The organism is Streptomyces doebereineriae (assembly GCF_031845645.1).
Lineage (GTDB): Bacteria > Actinomycetota > Actinomycetes > Streptomycetales > Streptomycetaceae > Streptomyces > Streptomyces canus.
In genome coordinates this window covers 800,848-820,292 of sequence record NZ_JAVREZ010000001.1, presented here as the reverse complement: position 1 = coordinate 820,292, position 19,445 = coordinate 800,848, and the positions used below count along the sequence as shown (strand labels likewise).

General features: G+C 71.4%; 8 protein-coding genes. 1 reads left to right on the top strand and 7 read right to left on the bottom strand.

Annotated features, from left to right (window positions below; translation table 11 throughout):
* Window positions 1-243: 243 nt before the first annotated feature.
* From RNB18_RS03845 to RNB18_RS03835, 3 genes are read right to left on the bottom strand one after another with little or no spacing between them, the layout of a single operon-like run.
* Entirely contained in the window at window positions 244-474 is a 231-nt protein-coding gene (locus RNB18_RS03845) for a hypothetical protein (protein ID WP_311712701.1), read from the bottom strand.
* Window positions 471-2,048 carry an amidohydrolase gene (locus RNB18_RS03840; RefSeq protein ID WP_311713013.1) on the bottom strand — a complete coding sequence of 526 codons (1,578 nt, stop codon included), beginning with the start codon at window positions 2,046-2,048 and terminating at the stop codon, window positions 471-473. Before RNB18_RS03840 ends, RNB18_RS03845 begins: the two co-directional genes overlap by 4 nt.
* Window positions 2,049-2,056: 8 nt before the next feature.
* Entirely contained in the window at window positions 2,057-2,269 is a 213-nt protein-coding gene (locus RNB18_RS03835; RefSeq protein ID WP_266513522.1) for an MbtH family protein, read from the bottom strand.
* 106 nt (window positions 2,270-2,375) lie between these two features.
* On the opposite strand from RNB18_RS03835, the gene RNB18_RS03830 reads away from it, so the two are divergent.
* A complete protein-coding gene (locus tag RNB18_RS03830) occupies window positions 2,376-3,467 on the top strand; it encodes an alpha/beta hydrolase-fold protein (RefSeq protein WP_311712700.1) in 1,092 nt (363 codons plus the stop codon).
* Window positions 3,468-3,531: 64 nt separating this feature from the next.
* On the opposite strand, the gene RNB18_RS03825 is transcribed toward RNB18_RS03830, so the two are convergent.
* From RNB18_RS03825 to RNB18_RS03810, 4 genes are all read right to left on the bottom strand, one after another.
* Window positions 3,532-5,535: a sensor histidine kinase gene (locus tag RNB18_RS03825; RefSeq protein WP_311712699.1), complete on the bottom strand. Its 2,004-nt coding sequence runs from the start codon at window positions 5,533-5,535 to the stop codon at window positions 3,532-3,534.
* Window positions 5,536-5,582: 47 nt separating this feature from the next.
* Window positions 5,583-6,398, bottom strand: coding sequence for an MHYT domain-containing protein (locus RNB18_RS03820; protein ID WP_311712698.1), 816 nt, complete (start codon window positions 6,396-6,398; stop codon window positions 5,583-5,585).
* A gap of 357 nt (window positions 6,399-6,755) precedes the next feature.
* The gene (locus RNB18_RS03815) at window positions 6,756-8,459 is read right to left on the bottom strand and encodes an ABC transporter ATP-binding protein (protein WP_311712697.1); all 1,704 of its coding nucleotides are present in this window, start codon (window positions 8,457-8,459) and stop codon (window positions 6,756-6,758) included.
* A 4-nt stretch (window positions 8,460-8,463) separates the two neighbouring features.
* Window positions 8,464-19,383 (bottom strand): non-ribosomal peptide synthetase, encoded by a 10,920-nt coding sequence (locus RNB18_RS03810; protein WP_311712696.1) that lies wholly within the window; start codon window positions 19,381-19,383, stop codon window positions 8,464-8,466.
* Window positions 19,384-19,445 lie beyond the last annotated feature (62 nt).

Here is a 19,445-nt window from a genome sequence, read left to right as displayed (position 1 = left end):
TTGCGCAAACGTGACCGATGGGTGCGTTGGCACCCGGCAGTCGGGGCGTCGTCGTTCGTGCCGCGGACTGGACGGTCCGTGGCCAGGCGCTCAGCGGCGAGCTGCTGTACTGGGTCACCTTTGACACACCGCAGTACGACAGGCCCCGATCAGCGCCCCACCCCCGGGACGCCCCGGTGAGCTGTCGACCGTCCTGCCGGCGTAGTCGACCCGGTACGTGCGGGCGCGCGCTCGGCGTCTCGCTCACCCGCAGGGGCGCCCCGGATAGTCGTCCGTCTCGGGGACGCCCGCCTCGCGCATCCTGCGCAGCACCTCGGGCAGGAGCGACTCGTCGCCGGTGTCCGCCGGGCAGTTGGTCTCCCGGTCGAAGACCAGCGTCTCCCCCGCCGTGTGCCAGATGACCCAGCGATACCGGGACGTGCCGTCGTCCCAGAGATGCGCGTAGCTCTCCACAGCCATCGTCTTCCGGCTCACGACGCCGCCTTTCCGGTCCAGCGGCCGTCGACGTATGTCGCCACGACCTCGATGTCTCCGATGCGCGACGGATCGACGCGCCGTGGGTCGTCGCCGAGCACCACCAGGTCGGCGAGCTTGCCCGGGGTGAGGCTTCCCAGGCGGTCGTCCCAGTGGCAGGCGAAAGCGCCGGCGACGGTGTAGGCGCGCAGGGCCTCGTCGACGGTGAGGGCCTCGTCCGGGCCGATCACCTGGCCGGACTCGGAGGCGCGCTCGACCATGAACTGGACGGCTCGCAGCGGGGATCCGTCCGTGACGGGACGGTCGGAACTGCCGACGAGCGTGATGCCCCGGTCCAGGAACGCCCTGCCTCGGTACAGCCACGGAGCCCGCTCCTCCCCCATGATCGCCGCGTAGTCGTCGCCGAAGTAGCGCAGGAAGTTGGGCTGGACGACCGCGCTGACGCCGAGGCGAGCGAAGCGCGGGAGCTGGTCGGGGCGGATCAGGCCGGCGTGTTCGATGCGGTGCCGGGCGCCGGGGCGCGGCCGCAGGCGCTGGGCGCGTTCCAGGGCGTCCAGGGCGAGGTCGGCGGCGCGGTCGCCGATGGCGTGGACGGCGAGCTGCCATCCGGCGAGGTGGCCGTCCACGATCGTGTCCGCGAGCACGTCCGGGTCGTCCTGCAACTGGCCCGCGTGGTCGAGACCTTCGTAGGGGCTGCTGAGCGCGGCGGTCCGGGCCATCATGCCGCCGTCGGTGAAGATCTTCAGCGCGCCCACGGAGAGGCGGTCGTCGCCGAACCCGGTGCGCAGACCGAGGTCGAGGGACCGGGGAATGCCGTCGGCCTCGTGTGCGGCGACCGGGTGCAGCCGGTCGGCGGACACCATGAGCTGCACACGCAGCGGCAACAAACCCTCTTCGCGGGCGAGTTGGTAGGCGCCCAGCTCGACAGGGCTGTGGCCCACGAGGGTGCCACCGATGCCCGCCTCGGCGCAGGCGGTGACGCCCTCGGCCAGGCAGGTCCGGGCAGCGCGCCCGATCGCGTCGGCCAACTCCCGCTGGGAGTAGGGCAGTCGCAGGGCGCGGGCGGCGCCCATGGCGCCCTCGGCCAGGAAGCCGCCGTCGCGGGACAGGTCGGCGGGCAGCAGGTCGAGCACGGCGGAGTTGACGACGCAGCCGTGCCCGGAGTCGTGCAGCAGGAACAGCTTGTGTCCGTGGCTGACCGTGTCGAGTTCCGCGGCGGTCAGATGACGTCCCAGGGCCCGCTGGTCGTATCCGGCGATGCTCACCCAGGCGCCGGGCGTGCCCTTGCGGATGACGGCCTCCTCCACGACGGCCAGCACCTCGTCGACGCGCGTGCACCCCGCGATGCTCGGGGTGTTCTCCTTGAACCCGGTCCAGGCCAGGTGCACATGGGCATCGATGAACCCGGGCAGCACGGTGGCGCCCTGCAGGTCGATCACCTCGCGTGCGGGCAGGGAGGTCACGGCCTCGTCCAGGCCGACGATCCGGCCCTGCCAGATGCCCAGGTCGTGGGCGACGGGGTGGCCGGGGTCCATGGTGAGGAAGCGGGCGTTCGTCAGTCTGGTGCAGAGCAGCATGGAGGTCAGGCGTCCATGGACGTCGCGAGGGACCGGGGGCGCAGATCGGTCCAGTGGGTCTCGATGTAGTCCAGACACGCCTGCCGGGTGTTCTCGTCGAAGACGACCGTCCACCCGCCGGGCACCTCCGCGAAGGACGGCCAGAGCGAGTGCTGGCCCTCGTCGTTCACCAGGACGAGGAATCGGCCGTCGGCGTCGTCGAAGGGGTTGGTGCTCATGTGCGGTGCCTCCTGAAAGAATAAGGTTAGGCTCGCCTAATCAAATGTGAGCTTAGCCTTCTCGCTTTCCGCTCCACAAGGAGACGTTCATGAGGTTGGTGGGTTCATGAGGTTGGTGGGGGACGACACCTTCGCCGCGTTCGGACTGCCGGGCGCGCCCGGCACCGCCGCGTTCTGGGCGAGCGCGAGGACACCCGCCTCGATACCTGACGGCGAGGGGTGGGTGACCCTGTTCCTGCGGCGCGGGTCCGAACCGGCGAACGTCGGCTTCGAGAGCTGGTCGGAGCCGATCCCCCTGCGTAGGTGGGGTGACACGGACTGCTGGTACGCCGAGGTGCGCATGCCCGCCCGGCTGCGGGTGACCTATCAGTTCCTGGCCGGGGACGCGGCATACGCCGACCCGCTCAACCCGGTCGGTGCGGGCGGTGACCGGTCCGTCGCCGCTACCCCGGACGCGCCCGCCCAGCCGCACTGGCCCGACCTCGGCGCCGATGACGTCCTGCCCGTCCCGCGCACCCGGATCCGCTGGAACAGCGCGCGGCTCGGCGGGCGGCGCACCGTGCGGGTCCACCCGGCGGGCGGCGGCGGGCCGGTGGTCCTACTGCTCGACGGGGACGACTGGCTGTACCTGCACCCGGCCATGACCGCGTTCGATTCGGCCGTCGCCAGTGGCGAGATGCCGCCGGTCACGCTCGTCTTTCTTCCGACCACGGACAGGGAGGGCGAGTTCGGGTGCCGGCCCGAGCTGTGGGAGGCGATCCGGGACGAACTGCTGCCGCTGGTGGCGGAAACCGGCGTATCCGCGGACCGGGACCGGCTGGTGGTCGCCGGGCAGAGCCTCGGCGGGCTGAGCGCGCTGTACGCGGCACTGGAGTTCCCGGATCTGGTGTCCCGCGTCGCCTGCCAGTCGGGGTCGTTCTGGTGGACACCCGACGCGCCCGGTCTGGCCGACCCCTTGGGCGGCCCGGTCGGCGGCGCCGTGGCCGCGCGCCTGCGGGAGCGCCCTGACCTGTCCGGTCTGCGGGTCGCGTTCGACGTGGGGGAACACGAGACGCGGATGCTGCCCCACTGCGAACTGACCGAGACCCTGGCAGAACGGGCCGGCGCGACCGTACGGGTCTCCCGATCACCCTCGGGCCACGACCGGGCGGGCTGGCGTCACGCTCTGCTCAGGGATGTCGCCTGGGCGCTCGCCTAGGGCGTGCCGACCGACCAGCGGGACGCCAACCTCGGCGGTGCGGCCTGCTGCCCATGGTCCAGCGTCATCCCCGCTGTTGCGGGATCAACGCGGCCGCAGGGGCCAGTGCCCGGCCGCCGTCCTGGCCGTCGGGGAACACCGCCTCGTGTACTGGCATGTCGTCGCGTATCAGGTTCTCGCGGATGAGGACGGCCGCCGTGGCGCCTCCGCTCGCCGAGGAGCGCAGTTCGACGCTCAGGCCCTGCCGGGCAGCGATGCGGTTGACCACGAAGAGTCCGATCTGCTTGGCGTCGAGCAGGTCGACGTTCTCGGACTGGATCTTGCGGTTGGCCTCGGCCAGCGCCTCCTCGTTCATGCCGAAGCCGCTGTCCTCGATCTCGATGAGGAGGCCCTCGCGCATCCGGGCGGCCCGCAGCTGCACATGGGCGCTGGGCGGTGAGAAGGAGGCCGCGTTCTCGACGAGTTCGGCGAGCAGGTGGATGACGTCGGCGACGGCGCCGCCGTGCACGGAGACGCGAGGTACCGCCCAGATCTGGACCCGGCCCGGCTGCTCGATCTCCGCGACCGCGGCCCGCAGGACGTCCGCCAGCGGGATGGGGTCGCGCCAGCCGCGTCCGGGTGCGACGCCGGACAGGATGAGCAGGCTCTCGGAGTGGCGGCGCATCCGGGTGGCGAGGTAGTCGACCTGGTACAGGTCCTGCGTCTCGGCCGGGTCGCGCGGGCGCTGCTCCAGCTGGTGGAGCAGGTCGAGTTGGCGGTGCAGCAGCACTTGGCTGCGGCGGGCGAGACTGACGTACACCCCGGAGATGCCGCTGAGCAGTTCGGCGCGCTCGGAGGCCGCCTTGAGCGCGGCCCGCTGCACGGCGGTGAGTGCGGTGCCCACCTGGGCGAGTTCGTCGCCGACGAGGCGGCGCATCGGGGCCTCCGCGTCGATGTCCACGCCCTGTCCGGCGTGCAGTCTGCGCATGGCCCGCGGCAGTCGGCGACCGGCGACCTCCAGGGCGGAGTTGCGCAGGTCGAGCAGTTCGACGATGAGCCCGCGGCCGACGCCCACGGACACCAGCAGCGACAGCAGCACCCCCACCAGTCCGAGGATGACGGCGACGCCGGAGGCGCCCAGCGTGTCCCAGCCGAACGGGTCGGCCTTGGCGGTGGCGCCGGTGCCGGCGTCCGACTGGGCCTCGGCGAGACCCTTCAGCACGGCGTCGGCGCCGTTGTCCCAGTCCCTCAGGAAGCCCGCGGAGATGACCGGGGTGCCGGGCCCGGCGCTGCGCAACCGGTCCTCGCCGGCCGCGAGCGCATCGTAACTTCCGCTGTCGAGCACCGCGTTGAACGCACCCCGGTGCGCCGGCTTCAGGTCGGCGACCGCTGGCTTGAGCAGTTCCCGCTGGGTGGCGACGGCCCCGGCGAACAGCGTGTACTGCTCAGTGGTGAGCTTGCCTGCCCCGCTCCCCGCGGCGAGGAGGGCCTGTTCCTGGGCCACGGCCTCGCGGGCGCGGGCGAGTTCGAGGACGACCCGTGCTTCGGATGCCGCGTGGATGCCGTTCTCGCCGGTGAGCGCCCCGGTGACGGCGAAGGCGTCCTCGATGACCGTCGAGTACCCCGTGAACGTTGCCTGGGCGGCGCCCTTGGCGTCGGTCCGCGCGCGCAGCGCCGTGAGTCCGCGCACGTCGGCCTCCAGGCGGTCGATGCGGGCGGGCAGTCCCGCGTCGAGGAGCTCGGCGTCAGCGGTGGCGGCGTCGGCGCCGTCACGGAAGGCGTCGGCGGCCTTGTCGGTGGCGTTCCGGGCTACCTCGATCGTGTCGAGGCCGGCCGTGTTCGGCGCGGCGGCGTGACGGGCGGCGGCGGTGCGCTCGTTCTGCAGGGCGGTGACGAACCCGTCGAGGGGGGCGAGGAGTTCGGCGTTGACGTCCTTGACCCGTTGGGTGTCGCCAATGCTGGAGGCCGTGGTCACCGCGGCGAAGCCCCACAGTGCCATGAGGGACACGATGGGCAGCATGAGCAGGGCGACGATCTTGGCCCGGACCGATCTGGGGCGCAGCCGTTCCGTGGCACGCGTGACAGACATGGGGATACCTCTTCGAGGGGGTGCGTGCGGCTTCGCGGACGTGCGCCTCAGGCGGTCGCGGTGGTGGCGGGAGCGGGCGTGGCGGCGGTCGCGGTGGAGAGCTCGACCTCGCGCAGCAGTTCGGCGGCGACGGACTCGGCGCGCTTGCCGGTCGGGGAGAGCGCGACGTACGCGGAGGTGAGGAAGAGGAACGAGCCGAGCACGACGGCGAGCGGGAAGAGGAACTCGGTGGCGGTGGCCCCGGGCAGCTCGGCGCTGCTGGGCGCGAGGCGGACGTCGACGGCGTACATGGCGGTGTAGTGCATGCTGCTGACCGCGAGCCCCATGACGAGCGCGGCGACGGCCGCGAGGAAGGGGCCGCGCACGATGAGGGTGAGGGTGAGCGCGGCGGTCGCGGCGACGACGGCGATCACGACGGAGGTGACGACGAGGAACGGGTCGTATCCGACCGTCCCATGCAGGTTGAGCGCGGCCATGCCGGCGTAGTGCATGGCGGCGACGCCCAGTCCGGTGCCGAGCCCGCCGAGCGCCACCGAGATGATGCGCGAGCGCCCGTATCCGGCGGTGAAGACGCCGGCGCTGACGACGGCGATGGCCATGACGAGGCTGAGTACGGTGAGCGGGACGTCGTAGCGGATGGGGGTGCCCTCGACGCTGAAGCCCATCATCGCGACAAAGTGCATGGTCCAGATGCCGGAGCCGATCGCGAACGAGGCCAGCGTCAGCCAGTTCCGTTTCGAGGTGCCGTCGGCCTCCAGGGCCCTGACTGTGCACCGCAGGCCGAGCGCCGAGCCGACACAGGCCATGACGTAGGAGAGGACAGGGGTGACCCACCCTGCACTGAAATGGTCCATGTGTCCCACGGGGACCCCTCTCGCCCGCCGGGCGGAGAGCTCAGCGTGCACGTAGTTACCACCGGTAACAGAGACCCGGGGGAACGAGATCGCGCCACTGCCTGCCGGAGGTCGGTGAGGATTAAAGTACTGCGGTGTGGGTTACGGACCCGTTTGCACGCAAGTGCTTCACATACCTCTTACGGCGCCTGTACTTTCACCGCTGGCGCGGCCTGCCGGCGCCACAGGCCGCTGGATTGGTCGTCTATTCGGGCAGCGGAACGTCCACGGACGGCAGCGTTCCATGCGCTCCGAGCATGGCCGAAAAGCGCCCAAGAAGCGGTCACCGTAAGCCGGTTGGCCTCGACGGCCGTCCACCGCGGCGGGTCACCGGGCCACCGCCAGGCAGTAGGCCGCGTCCGTGGCCAGGAGGTTGCGGTGGGTGTCCTCGGCGGTGATGACGCCGTCGTCCAGGACGAGGACACGGTCGGCGGCGTCCAGGAGGGCGGGACTGCTGGTGATCACGAGGGTGGTGCGCCCCCGGCGCAGTTTCGCGACGTTGCGCGCGATGAGCTGTTCGGTGACGGCGTCGACGGCTGTGGTCGGGTTGTGCAGGACGAGGACGTCGGTGTCGGCGGCGAGGGCGCGGGCCAGGGACAGACGTTGGCGCTGGCCCCCGGAGAGGTTCGCGCCGCGGTCGCGGACGGGGTGGTCGAGGCCTTCGCGGTGCAGGGCCACGACATCGGTCAGCATGGACGCCTCGACGGCCTCGGGGATCATCCGGCTGGTGCCCGCCGGGTCGATGTTCGTGCGGAGCGTGCCGGCGAAGATCTCTCCGTCATACGGGTTCACCAGCATGTGCTCACGGACCGCCTCGGCCGACAGGTCCGCGAGCTCCTGCCCGCCGACCCGCACCACTCCCTCGTACGCGTGCGGCGGCACGCTCACGGCCAGGACCGACGCGAGGTCGGCCGCCGCGCGCGGCTGGTAGACGGCGATCGCCACGAACTCGCCGGGGGCCACCTGGAACTTGAGTCTGCGCAAGGACCCGTGGCGGACGCCGTCGATCTCCAGGCCTTTGCCCGCGGCCGGGCGCCGCGACCCCGGGGTCGTCACCGGCGGCGCGGTCAGCACCAGCGCCATCCGCTCGGCCGACGCGCGCGCCATCATCACGTACTTCGGCATCTCCGAGAACAGTTTGAGCGGTTCCATGATGAACTGCGCCAGACCCACGGCCATGACGAGTTCCCCGATGGTGATCCGGCCCTCGAACGCCAGCCAGCCCGCCGTCAGGGTCACGGCGGCGGCGAGGACCGCGTTGAGGGCCAGCGCGGTGCCCGCGTACACGCCGTTCACCCGGGCGACGGTGATCGCCTGGTGCTTGGCCTCCGTGCTGACGTCCCGGTAGGACCGGAACGCGGCGTGGTTGCCGCCGAAGCCGTGCAGCGGACGCAGGCCGATGATCAGGTCGGCGACCTTGGCGCCGGCCCGTGCCACCCGGGCCTGCTGTTCGCGGGTACTGGCGCCGATCCGCTTGGACATCACGCTCAGGATCGACAGGATCGCGACGGTTCCCACGATCACCAGCAGGCCGAGCCGGACGTCGGCAAGGCCCAGCGCGACCGCCGCGATCACGACCGCGACCAGCGAGCTGATCAGCAGCGGCACCACCTCGATGATGTCTGCGGTCTGGTCGGCGTCCTCGGTGGCGATGGTCAGCACCTCACCGGACTTGAGGTCGACGTCCCTGGCCACCGGCTGGAGTCCGCAGGAGGCGACCCGCACCCGCCAGCGGTGCGCCTCGGTGGTGTTGGCCTTCTGCAGGACGCGCATCCCGAACCGCCACGACAGCGACACGGTCGTGATGATCACGGCCAGCGCGGCGATCGACAGACCGAGCGAGCCGAGGTTCCGGTCCCCCTTCATCGTGTGTTCGACGATCAGGCCGAGCGCGATGGGGAAGGCGGTCTCCCCCGCCTGGTACAGGCCCATGAGGACGGTGCCCCAGACCATGGCGCCGACGTTGCGGCGCAGTGCGGTCCGGAGGATGTGGGACCCCGGGTGGGGCCGCTGCGTGTCAGGAGTTGTCATCGTGTCAGGAGTTGTCATCGAGGTGGCGGCTGATCGCTTCCGGGGTTCGCAGGGTGAACAGATCGCGGATCGTGATCACAGGTCCGTACTCCCGGCGGAGCAGCCCGATCAGCCGCACCGCCAGCATGGAGTGCCCTCCGAGGGACACGAAGTCGCTCACCGCGCTCACCTCGTCGTCGTCCAGGTCCAGTGCCTCGGCGAAGAACTCGCACACCACCGTCTCGGTCTCGGTCTCCGGGCCGCGCTCGGCCGCCGTGGTCAGCGCGCCCAGCGGCTTGGCCTCCGGCAGCGCCTTGGTGTCAGCCTTCCCGTTCACCGTGAGCGGGATGCCGTCGACCTGGGCGTAGTGCGTCGGGCGCAGGAAGTCCGGCAGCCCGGCGCCGACTTCGGCGGCGACCGCCGCGAGATCGGAGCCGGCGAGCACGAGGTAGGCGGCCAGCCGGTACGCGCCGTCGACCTGCGGGTCGGGCTGGGCGACCGCGGCGACGAACCGCACCGCCGGGTGCGCCGCGAACGAGGCCTCCACCTCGCCGAGTTCCACCCGGTGCCCGCGGATCTTGACCTGCTGGTCGGTGCGGCCCAGGTACATCAGGTTCCCGTCGGGCCGCCGGATCACCAGGTCTCCGGTGCGGTACATGCGCTCGCCGGGTTCGCCGAACGGGCATGCGACGAAGCGGTGCGCGGTCTGGGCGGACTGTCCGAGGTAGCCGCGCGCGATGCCGATGCCCGACACGTACAGCTCCCCGGGGACGCCGTCCGGCAGGGGACGTAGCCACGGATCCAGCACGTACACGTCCGTGTTGTCGATCGCCACCCCCACCACCGGGTCCTGGCATTCGAAGGTGCCGACGCCAAGGGTGTTGATGGTGTACTCGGTGGGCCCGTACAGGTTGTAGCCGACCGTCCCCTCCGTCTCGGCGAGCCGCTGCCACAGCGTCGGGGTGACGGCCTCGCCGCCCAGCAGCACCAGAGCCGGGCGCCGCGCCGGATTGTCCAGCAGTCCCTCGGCGACGAGCTGTTGGGCGTAGGTCGGGGTCACGTTGATGACGTCGATGCCGTGTTCGAGGCAGTACTCGACCAACCGGGGTGCGTCACGTCGCAGTTCCTCGTCGCAGATGTGCACCTCATGGCCGTCGGCGAGCCACAACAACTCCTCCCACGACATGTCGAACGCGAAGGACACGGTGTGCGCGATCCGGAAGACCCGGTTGCCGTGCTGCGCCAGTACCGGCTCGAAGATCCGGCGCTGATGGTTGATCAGCATGTTGGTGAGCCCGGCGTACTCGGTCACCACACCCTTGGGCTTCCCGGTCGATCCGGAGGTGTAGATGGTGTAAGCGGGGTGCCGCAGGCGGTCCGGGTCGTCCGGCGCGAACGTCGGATACGGCTCGGCCTCGGGCAGGGGACGGTCCAGCTCGATCAGGTCCACCGGAGTGCCGGTCAGCCGGGGCGACACGGCGCTCACGGTGAGGACCACCTCCGGGCGGGCGTCCGCGACGATCGCGGCGATCCGCTCGTCCGGGTGGTCCAGCTCCAGCGGTACGTACGCGGCGCCGACGCGCAGCACGGCGAACAGCGCCACGATCGAGTCGAGGGAGCGTGGGATCGCCAGGCCCACGGTCGTCTCGGGGCCGATGCCGCGCCCGGCGAGCACACCCGCCACGGCACGGCTGCGGTCCCGGAGCTCCGCGAAGGTCATGGTCGAGCCGTGGGCGACGAGTGCCACTCGCCGCGGGTCGCGGTCCGCCGCCTGGTCGAACCGGTCGACGACGGTGTCGGTGCCGACGTCCGTGCGTGCTTCCGGCGAGGGCCGCGGCCCCGGTCCCCGCAGCGCGCCGACCGGTCCGGTCGAGCGAGCCAGGTCTTCGAGCACCCGCAGGTAGTCGTCGAGGAGACGACGAGCGTTCTCGGTGTCGTCGTCGCGATGCTCCAGCTTGACCGTGAGCCGCTCGCCCGGCGTGACGACCCACGTGAACGGATAGTGGGTGGAGTCATCGGCCTTCACCGAGGTGATGCCATGCCTGGCGTTCATCTCGGCGAAGGCGTCCACGTCCAGGAAGTTCTGGAGCACGAACAGGTTGTCGAACAGGGTGTCGTGCCCACTGGCCCGCTGGATCTCGCCGAGCCCCAGGTGCTCGTGCTCCATCGCCTCCACCCGGGCCGCCTGTACGGCCGTCAGGTACGCACGGACCGTGTCGCCCGGCCGCGCCCGCGTCCACATGGGCACGGTGTTGAGCAGCACGCCGACGACATCGCCCAGGCCCTCGCCCTCCCGGCCGGAGACGGTCACGCCGAACACGGCGTCACCACGTCCGGTGTGCGCGCCGAGCAGGAGGCCGAACGCGCCGGTCAGCACCGAGTTCAGCGTGACGCCGTGCACCCTGGCCGCTTCCCGCAGCAGTTCCGACTGTTCGACGGAGAGGGTGTGCACGAGCGCGCGCGGCAGGTCGTCGGAGAGGGAGGGCGCCGTTCCGGCGAGCAGTGTCGGGCCGGGGAGGCCGGCCAGGTGCTCCGCCCAGAAGCGTTCCGATACGGCGGGGTCCTTGGCGTCGAGCGCCCGGGCGTAGTCCTCGAAGCTCGGCGTGGCCGGGGCCGCGTCCAGGGGCTCGCCCGCGACGACGGCCCGATAGGCGTCGAACAGGTCCCGCAGCACGATCTCGCGGGACCAGCCGTCCCACAGCAGCAGGTGGTAGCTCAGCAGCAGGCCGTCGCGGTCGTCGGGCAGACGTACCACGGTCAGGCGGATCAGCGGTGGCTCGCCCGGGTCGAAGCCGGTGTCGCGGTCCCTGGCGCGCAGGGCTTCTACTTCCGCCTCCGTCACCAACTCGACTGTATGTACGGTGACTTGCCGTTCCGCGCTGAGGACCTGGACGGGGTCTCCGTCGTCGTCGGTGGTGAAGCCCGCCCCCACGACCGGGTGCCGCGCGATCACGTACGCCATCGCCTCGGCCAGCGCGTCGGTGTCCAGGCGCCGGTCGAAGGTGAACCAGCTCTGCGCGACGTAGTGTCCGGCCGTGCCGGCCATCTGGGCCTGGAAGTACAGGCCCCGCTGGAGCGGGGTGACCGGTGCCGTGCGCTCGGCCGTCGCGGAGGCGTCCGCGATGTGGTGCAGTGCGCTCAGCCAGTGCTCGGTGATCTCGTCGGGGATGCCCTCGGCGAGGGTGAAGGCCGCGTGCAGGCTTCCGGTGGCCGCGTCGGTCCAGGCGTTGACCTCGACGGCGTACGGGCTGCTCTGCTCGCCGCCCGTGATGTGCAGGGCCTGCGACTCGCCGCCCCGGCCGAGGTAGTTGAACAGCACCTGCGGGCGGGCGTCGAGCAGGGAGGCCGTCTGCGGGTTGAGGTACCGGAGTTGGCCGTAGGCGACGTGCGCGCGCTCGTCCGGCTGGCGTTCGGCGACCTCGCGCGCCGCAGCGACGGGGTCGGTGTGCGGTGTGAGCCGCACGGGCGCGATGGAGGTGAACCAGCCGACCGTGCGGGTGTAGTCGTGGTCTTCGAGGACCGGGACCCGGCCGTGGCGCTCCAGTTCGACCGCCAGATCGGTGGGCGACGGCTGGATGTGTGTCAGCGCGGTGCGCAGCGCGCCGCACAGCAACTCGGTGAGACCGACGCCGAACGCGGCGGGGGCGGTGCGTGTCACGCGGTCGCTCACGTCGGGCGCGAGCACGACTGTGTTCTCGCGCAGCCCCTCGACCGCGGGCAACATCGCGGGTGCCTGGAGCGTGGTGAGCCAGTGCCCGAGGTCGTCGGTCACCTGGGCGGCCCGGAGCGTCAGTGCTTCGGCGTACTCGGCGTAGGACGTGGTCGGCGGTGCCAGGGGATCCCCTCGCAGGGCGGTGGCCAGGTCGTCCAGCAGGACCAGCCAGGACACCGAGTCGACGGCGAGGTGGTGCACGGTGACCACCAGGGTGCGGCTCGCCTCCAGCCACGAGAACGCGATGACGTCCCCGGACTCGGGATCGAGCCGTGTGGCGGCCTCGTTCGCCGCGGTCGTCGCGTCGGTCGCGTCCGGCCGTACCACGGCGACCTCGCGGGCGGGCTCGGTGCGCAGTGCCCACACCCCGTGCTCGACGCGCAGCCGCAACCGGAGCGCCGGGTGCGCTGCCACTACGGCGTTCGCGGCGCGCTCGGCGTCGGCGAACCCCGTGCCGTCGGGGGCCGTCAGCGCCCTGGCCTGCGCGAACCGGGCGAGCGATCCGCCCAGTTCGCGCTGGCGCAGGATGATCGGCGTCGGCGGCAGGGGGCCGTCCTCGCGGCGGACCGGCGCCGAGAGCGCGGCCTGCGGTGTGCTCGTCGCCAGGTGATCCGCGAGCGCGCGCGGCGTCCTGAACAGGAACACGTCCCGGGGCGCGATCTGGAGGCCGAGCGCCCTGGCCCGGTTGATCACGGTGATGGCGACGATGCTGTCGCCGCCGGCCCGGAAGAAGTCGGTGTCGGCGTCCACGTCGGAGCCGGGGAGGGTGTCGGCGAAGATGCCGACCAGTGAGGCGAGCGCGGAATCACTCGCGGCAACCGGGGGTTCGTCCCGGGCAGCCCACTCGGCCTGCTCGGCCAAAGCCTTGCGGTCCAGCTTGCCGTTGACCGTCAACGGCAGCACGTCGACCGGCAAGACCCGGCCCGGCACCATGTGCACGGGCAACTTCGTGGACAGCGACTCGACGAAGTCCCCCGGCACCCGGCCCACCACGTGCGCAACCAGGTGGTCGTCGCTGTCCGCCACGGTGACGGCCACGTCGACCACGCCGTCGAGTTCCCTGATCGCGGACTCGACCTCGCCCAACTCGATCCTGAATCCCTTGAGTTGGACCTGGTCGTCGGCGCGGCCCACGAACTCCAGCTCGCCGTCGAGCGTACGGCGGGCGAGGTCGCCCGTGTGGTACATGCGGGAGCCGTCGCCGGCGAACGGGTTCGCCACGAACCGGCCCGCGGTGAGCCCCGGCCTGCCCAGATAGCCGAGCGACACCTGGTCGCCGGCGACGTAGATGGCGCCCACCCGGCCCGGCGGCACCGGCCGGAGCCGGTCGTCGAGCAGGTAGGTGACCAGGCCGGGAATCGGACCGCCGATCGGGCTGACGTCGTCCCCGCGGTCGAAGTCCTCGTCGGTCAGCACCCGGTGCGTGACGTGGACGGTGGTCTCGGTGATGCCGTACATGTTCACCAGCTCCGGCGAACCGGTGCCGTGCCGCTCGACCCAGCCGCACAGCCGCCCGAGATCCAGCGCCTCGCCTCCGAAGATGATCCGGCGCAGGGCGGTGACCGGCTCGTCAGCTTGCCGGTCGGCCTCGATGAACTGGTAGAACGCCGACGGTGTCTGGTTGAGCACGGTCACCGAGCGCTCACGGACCAGCCGGTGGAAGTCGACCGGGGAGCGGGTCAGCCCGTACTCCGGCACCAGCAGCTCACCGCCGTGCGCCAAGGCGCCCCACAACTCCCAGACCGCGAAGTCGAAGGAGAAGGAGTGGAACTGGACCCACACGTCGTGCGGGCCGAAGTCTATGTCGGACTGAGTGTTCGCGAGCAACGTCACCACGCTGGAGTGCGGGACGACGACACCCTTGGGTCGCCCGGTCGACCCGGACGTGTAGATGACGTACGCGGGGTCGTGCCAACTGGCCCCGGGCTCGGGAGCATCGGTGGTGGCCGGCGGCAGCTCGTCCCCCTGCACGAGCACGCGGGCCGACACACCTGCCCGGGCCAGCAGTTCGGTGAAGCGGTCCCGCTGCTCACGTTCCACGAGGACAACCTGCGGAGCGGCGTCGGCGAGGATGTACTCCAGCCTCTCGTCCGGGTACGCCAGGTCCAGCGGTACGTAGGCACCGCCCGCGGTGACGATCGCGATCAGGGCGACTACCTGCTCGAGGGAGCGCGGGACGGCGACGGCGACTCGCTTGCCCGGACCGACACCGGCCGCGCGCAGGGCCGCGGACAACTCGTCCTTGACCTCCGCCAGTTCGCCGTAGGTCAGTGACCTGGTACCGCCGTCGAGACCGCACTGGGTGACGGCGGTGGCCCCAGGGGCGCGGCGCGCGGCGGCGTCGAACAGCCCGCCCAGGGTCGTCGGAGTGATGTGCGCGGGACTACGGGTACTCTCGGGCGCCAGGTCCTCGACCAGGGTGTCCGGCCTGGTGAGCAGTCCGGTGAGGGCCGAGGTGAACGTCCGCAGGATCGCCCGGGCACTCGCCTCCCGCAGCAGCTCACCGTCGTAGATCAGGTTGAAGCGCGGACGGCCGTCGGGCGTGCGCTCCACCACCAGCGTCAACGGGTAGTGCGGGGCGCCCTCGTTCACGATGTCGGTGACGACCAGCGTGTCGTCGGGCCCGCGCAGGGCGTCCACATCGGTCGCCACGTCGAACACCACCAGGGTGTCGAACAATGAGCCGGCGCCGGTCTGGCGGCCGATCCTCGCCAGCGAGACGTGCTGGTGGGGCAGCACCGCGCTCTGGTGTTCCCGCACGGAGACGAGCAGGTCGCGGGAAGTGGTCGTGCCGGTCCAACGGGCGCGTACGGGAATCGTGTTGATGAACAGGCCCACCACGTCCTCGATGCCGGGCACCTCGGCGTCGCGCCCGGACACCGTGGAGCCGAACACCACGTCCGTGTCGTGCAGGAGGCCTCCCAATGTCACCGCCCAGGCGCTGTGCACGGCCACGCTCAGCGGCACCCCGGCCGACCGGACGGCCGCGTCGATGTCGGCCTCCGGCTCCAGGGCGGTGTCGGCGAACCGGTCGGACGGGGTGTGTTCCTCGGCGATCAACGACGGCCCGTGCAGTTCGGCGAGCTGCTCGCGCCATACGCGGTCGCTCTCGTCCTCGTCGCGCCCAGCGAGCCAGTGCACGTAGTCGGGGAAGCCGCCGAGCGGGTACCGGGTGCCCGGGGCGTGATACTCGGCCAGCAGCGCGCGCAGCATCGGCGGCACCGACCAGCCGTCGGCGATGATGTGGTGCACGGTCTGCACCAGGACGTTCCTGCCGGAGCCCGCACGGATGAGCGTGTACCGCATCAGCGGGCCGGCGGCCAGGTCGAACCCGGCGCGGCGGTCCCGCTCGGCCAGGTCTCGGATCTCGGCGTCGGTGATGCCGGGGCGGTCCAGCGTGGTGAAGGGCGCCTCCACGCCGCTCTCCAGCACGGAGACCACACGGCCGTCGGCGAGGGCCGCGAACCGCGCGGCCAGGTTCGGGTACAGGGTGAGCAGCCGGGTGGCCGCCGCCGCGAGCCGGTCGGCGTCCACCTCGCCGTCCAGGGTGAGCAGTTGCTGCTCGACGTAGGCGCCCGCCGAGTCGTCGTCGAAGACCGAGTGGAAGTACAGGCCCTCCTGCAGCGGGGTCAACGGCAGGATGTCCCGCAGCGCCGGGCCGTCCAGGGCGTCGACATCGTCCTGCGTCAGCCGCACCAGGCCGAAGTCGCTGGGCGAGTGGCCGCCCTCGTCGAGCGCGGCCAGCCCGGACAGAGCCTCCCGGAAGTATGCGCCGAGGGTCGTGATGTCCTCGTCCATGAACATCCCCTCGGGCCAGGAGATGCTGGTGACCAGCTCGTACTCGCCGCCGTTCGGGGCGGGTTCGGCGATCGCGTTGAACTCCAGGGCGCGCGGCAGGCGCATCCTCGGGTCGCGCTTCTCGCCCAACTGACCTGTCGTGGACGCGAGTTGCCAGTCGCCGGGAGCGCCCGCGTCGAAGCGGCCCAGGTAGTTGAACAGCACCTGCGGTGCGGGCGGGTCGAACTCGGTGTGGGTCAGGTATCGCAGGGCGCCGTAGGAGACTCCGTTGTCCGGCACCCGGGCGAGGTCCTCCTTGACCGCCTTGAGCGCGGCGGCCAGGTACTCGGGTGCGGTGAGGTCGGCCGCCGCGCCGGGGTCCACGGTCACCGGGAACAGGGTGGTGAACCAGCCGACGGTCCGCGACAGCTCCGGCTCGAAGCCGGCGGTGCCCGCCACGAACTGTCCTTCGCGGCCGTGGCCTTCGAGTTCGATGTGCGCGAACGTCTGGTCCTGGCCGAGGTCGCGGCGCCACCGGGCGAGAGTCACGGCGAGGGCGGTCAGCAGCACGTCGTTGACGCCCGCGTGGAACCTCGCGGGAATCTCACCCAGTAGCGCGGCCGTGACGCCGGGTCCGACCGAGATGGTCCGCACCTGTTCCCGCGCGACGGTGTCGGCTTCGGACAGCGCGCGCCGGCCGACCGGCCCGTCCGGTCCCGGCAGGGGACGCCAGTAGTAAGAGCTGTCCGCGTCGAAGGCCGCACGCTCCAGCAGCTGCGTCCAGCGCCGGAACGAGGTGCCCACCGGGGGCAGTTCGATGGGCGCGCCCGAGGCGAACTGCCGCCACGCCGTGACCAGGTCCTCCATCAGGACCCGCCAGGACACGCCGTCGATCACCACATGATGGGCGACCAGGACCAGTTGACGTGGCTCGCGGCGCCAGACGGCACACAGCATCACACCGCTCGCCGGGTCCAGCCCCTCGGTGGCGAGCGCGACGCACTCGTCGAGCGGCCGCTCGCTCTCACTCCATACGGCTGCGGCCTGGTCCGCCTCCGGGATGTCGAAGCTCCAGCGGTTCCCGCGCACCAACTTGGCGCGCAGCATGTCGTGCCGTCCCACCACAGCGGCGAGGATCTCGTCGAGGGCGTCGGCGGTCAGGTCGGCCGGGGTGTTCAGCACCACCGACTGTACGAAGCCGTCGATCGCGTCCGTGGTCTCGCCGAGCCACTGCACGATGGGCGATCCCACGACGGAGCCGGTCGGGACGTCGCGGTGGTCCACGATGGAGACGTCCTCTCGGCTCGCCACCGCCGCCAGCGCCCCCGCCGTACTGTGGGCGAAGATCTGCCGTGCCGTGACGTACAGACCCGCCTCGCGCAGCGCGCTCAGCAGCGAGATCGCCAGGATGCTGTCTCCGCCGAGCTGGAAGAAGTCCTGGTCGGCTCCGACCTCGTCCAGCCGCAGTACGGACGCGACCGCCGCGCACACCGCGCGCTCGTTCTCGGTGCTGGGCGGTATGAGGGAGCCCGCCCCGACCGCGGGCTCCGGCAGCGCGTTGCGGTCGAGCTTGCCGTTCGCGGTGAGCGGGAACTCCTTCATCACGACGATGTGGGCGGGCACCATGTACTCGACCATGTGCGCGGCGGCCCACGCCTTGACCTCGTCCGCCCGTAGGTCCTCGCTCCCGGTGGCCGGGATCACGTAGCCCACCAGGTAGGTGCCGCCGGCCGCGTTCTTCTTCGCGACGACACAGGTGTGCCGTACCCCGGGGTGTTCCGCGAGACCGACCTCGACGTCCTCGATCTCCAGCCGCATACCGCGGATCTTGATCTGGTTGTCGGCCCGGCCGAGGAAGTCCAGGGACCCGTCCGGGGCGAACCGTGCGAGGTCACCGGTCCGGTACAGCCGGGAGCCGTCGTCGGCGAAGGGGTTCGCCACGAACCGGGACGCCGTCAGGCCGGGCGCACCCACGTACCCGCGCCCCAGGAGGAAGCCGCCCACGTACAGCTCGCCGCCGACCCCGACCGGGACCGGGCGCAACTCGTCGTCCAGCACGTACAACTGGGTGTTGGGATTGGCCTTGCCGATCGACGTCGACAGGCGTTCCGCCGCGCCCCGGTAGATGACGTGCGAGACGCCGATCGTCGTCTCGGCCGGGCCGTAGCCGTGGTACATCGGGATGTCGAGCCGGGTGCGGAACCGCTCGTACAGCTCCGGGGTCAGCACCTCGCCGCCGCACCACACGTGTCGCAGGCTGTCCAACTGTCCGGAGTCGCCCGCGATCTCCAGCAGCACGTCCAGCATGGACGACACCAGGTAGGTGAAGGTGACGCGGTGTTCGGCGATCACGCTCAGCAGGTGGTGCGGGTCGCGTTCGCCGCCGGGCCGCAGGACCACCAGCCTGCCGCCGGACACCAGCGGCAGGAAGATCTCGTTGATGGAGATGTCGAAGGACAAGGGCGCCTTGAACAGCGACGCGTCGTCGTGGCCGAAGCCCAGGATCTCGTCGACCTGCCACAGCAGGCGCTCACTGATCGCTTCGTGCCGGATCATCGCACCCTTGGGCCGCCCGGTCGAACCGGACGTGAAGATCACGTAGGCCAGGGCGTTGCCGGGGACGGTGATCCCGGTCCCTTCGGCGGGCTGGGATCCGTACCGCCAGTCGCCCAGGTCGACGGCCACGGCTTCGGGTTCGTCCGGGTCGTGCTCGCCGGAGTCGTTGAGCTGCACCACAACGCGGGCGTCCTCGATGACGACGGCCCGGCGCGCGGCGGGCCACTGCGGATCGAGCGGCACGAACGCACACCCCGCCTGGAGCACACCCAGCAGCCCGATCACCATGTCGGCGGAGCGGCCCAGGGAGATGCCCACGACCTGTTCGTCGGTGAGCCCGCGTGCGATCAGGTGGTGGGCCAACTGGCCCGAAAGTTCGGCAGCTTGACGGTAGGTCAGCGATCGGTGCTCGTCGACGACGGCGACGGCGTCCGGCCTGGTCCGCGCCTGCTCGCGGAACATCTCCACGATGGTCGGGCGGACCCGGTCGGCCCGGGTGTCGTTCCACTCTGTCAGGGCCTCGAGCCTGGCCGACGGTCCGGAGGGGCCGATGGTGCCGAGGGGCCGGTCCGGGAAGTCGGCCAGGTCGTCCAGCGCGAGCTGCGCTTCGGCCGGTACGACGTCTTCCGGGACGGCGATGCTCCAGCCGCCCACGCCGTCCACTCCGGTCTCCCAACCTCCGGGCCCGTCCCCGCCGTTGTCGACCCACCCGAGGACGTCGGCGAACAGAGTGCCGGGGGTGAGGTCGATGCCGTCGGGGCTCCGGCCGGTCGCCCAGTACGACAGCCCGATGGCGCACGCTTCGGCGACGGTCCTGTCGGAGAAGTCGCCGGTTCGCCGGCGCACGTCGGCCAGGCGCGTGGGAGAAAGCAGTACGAGACCAGCGCTCGGTTCCACCATCGAAGACTCAGCGCCCCTTCCAAGGCATGAAAGTCGGCCTAACCTGCTCAGGGATCCACTCG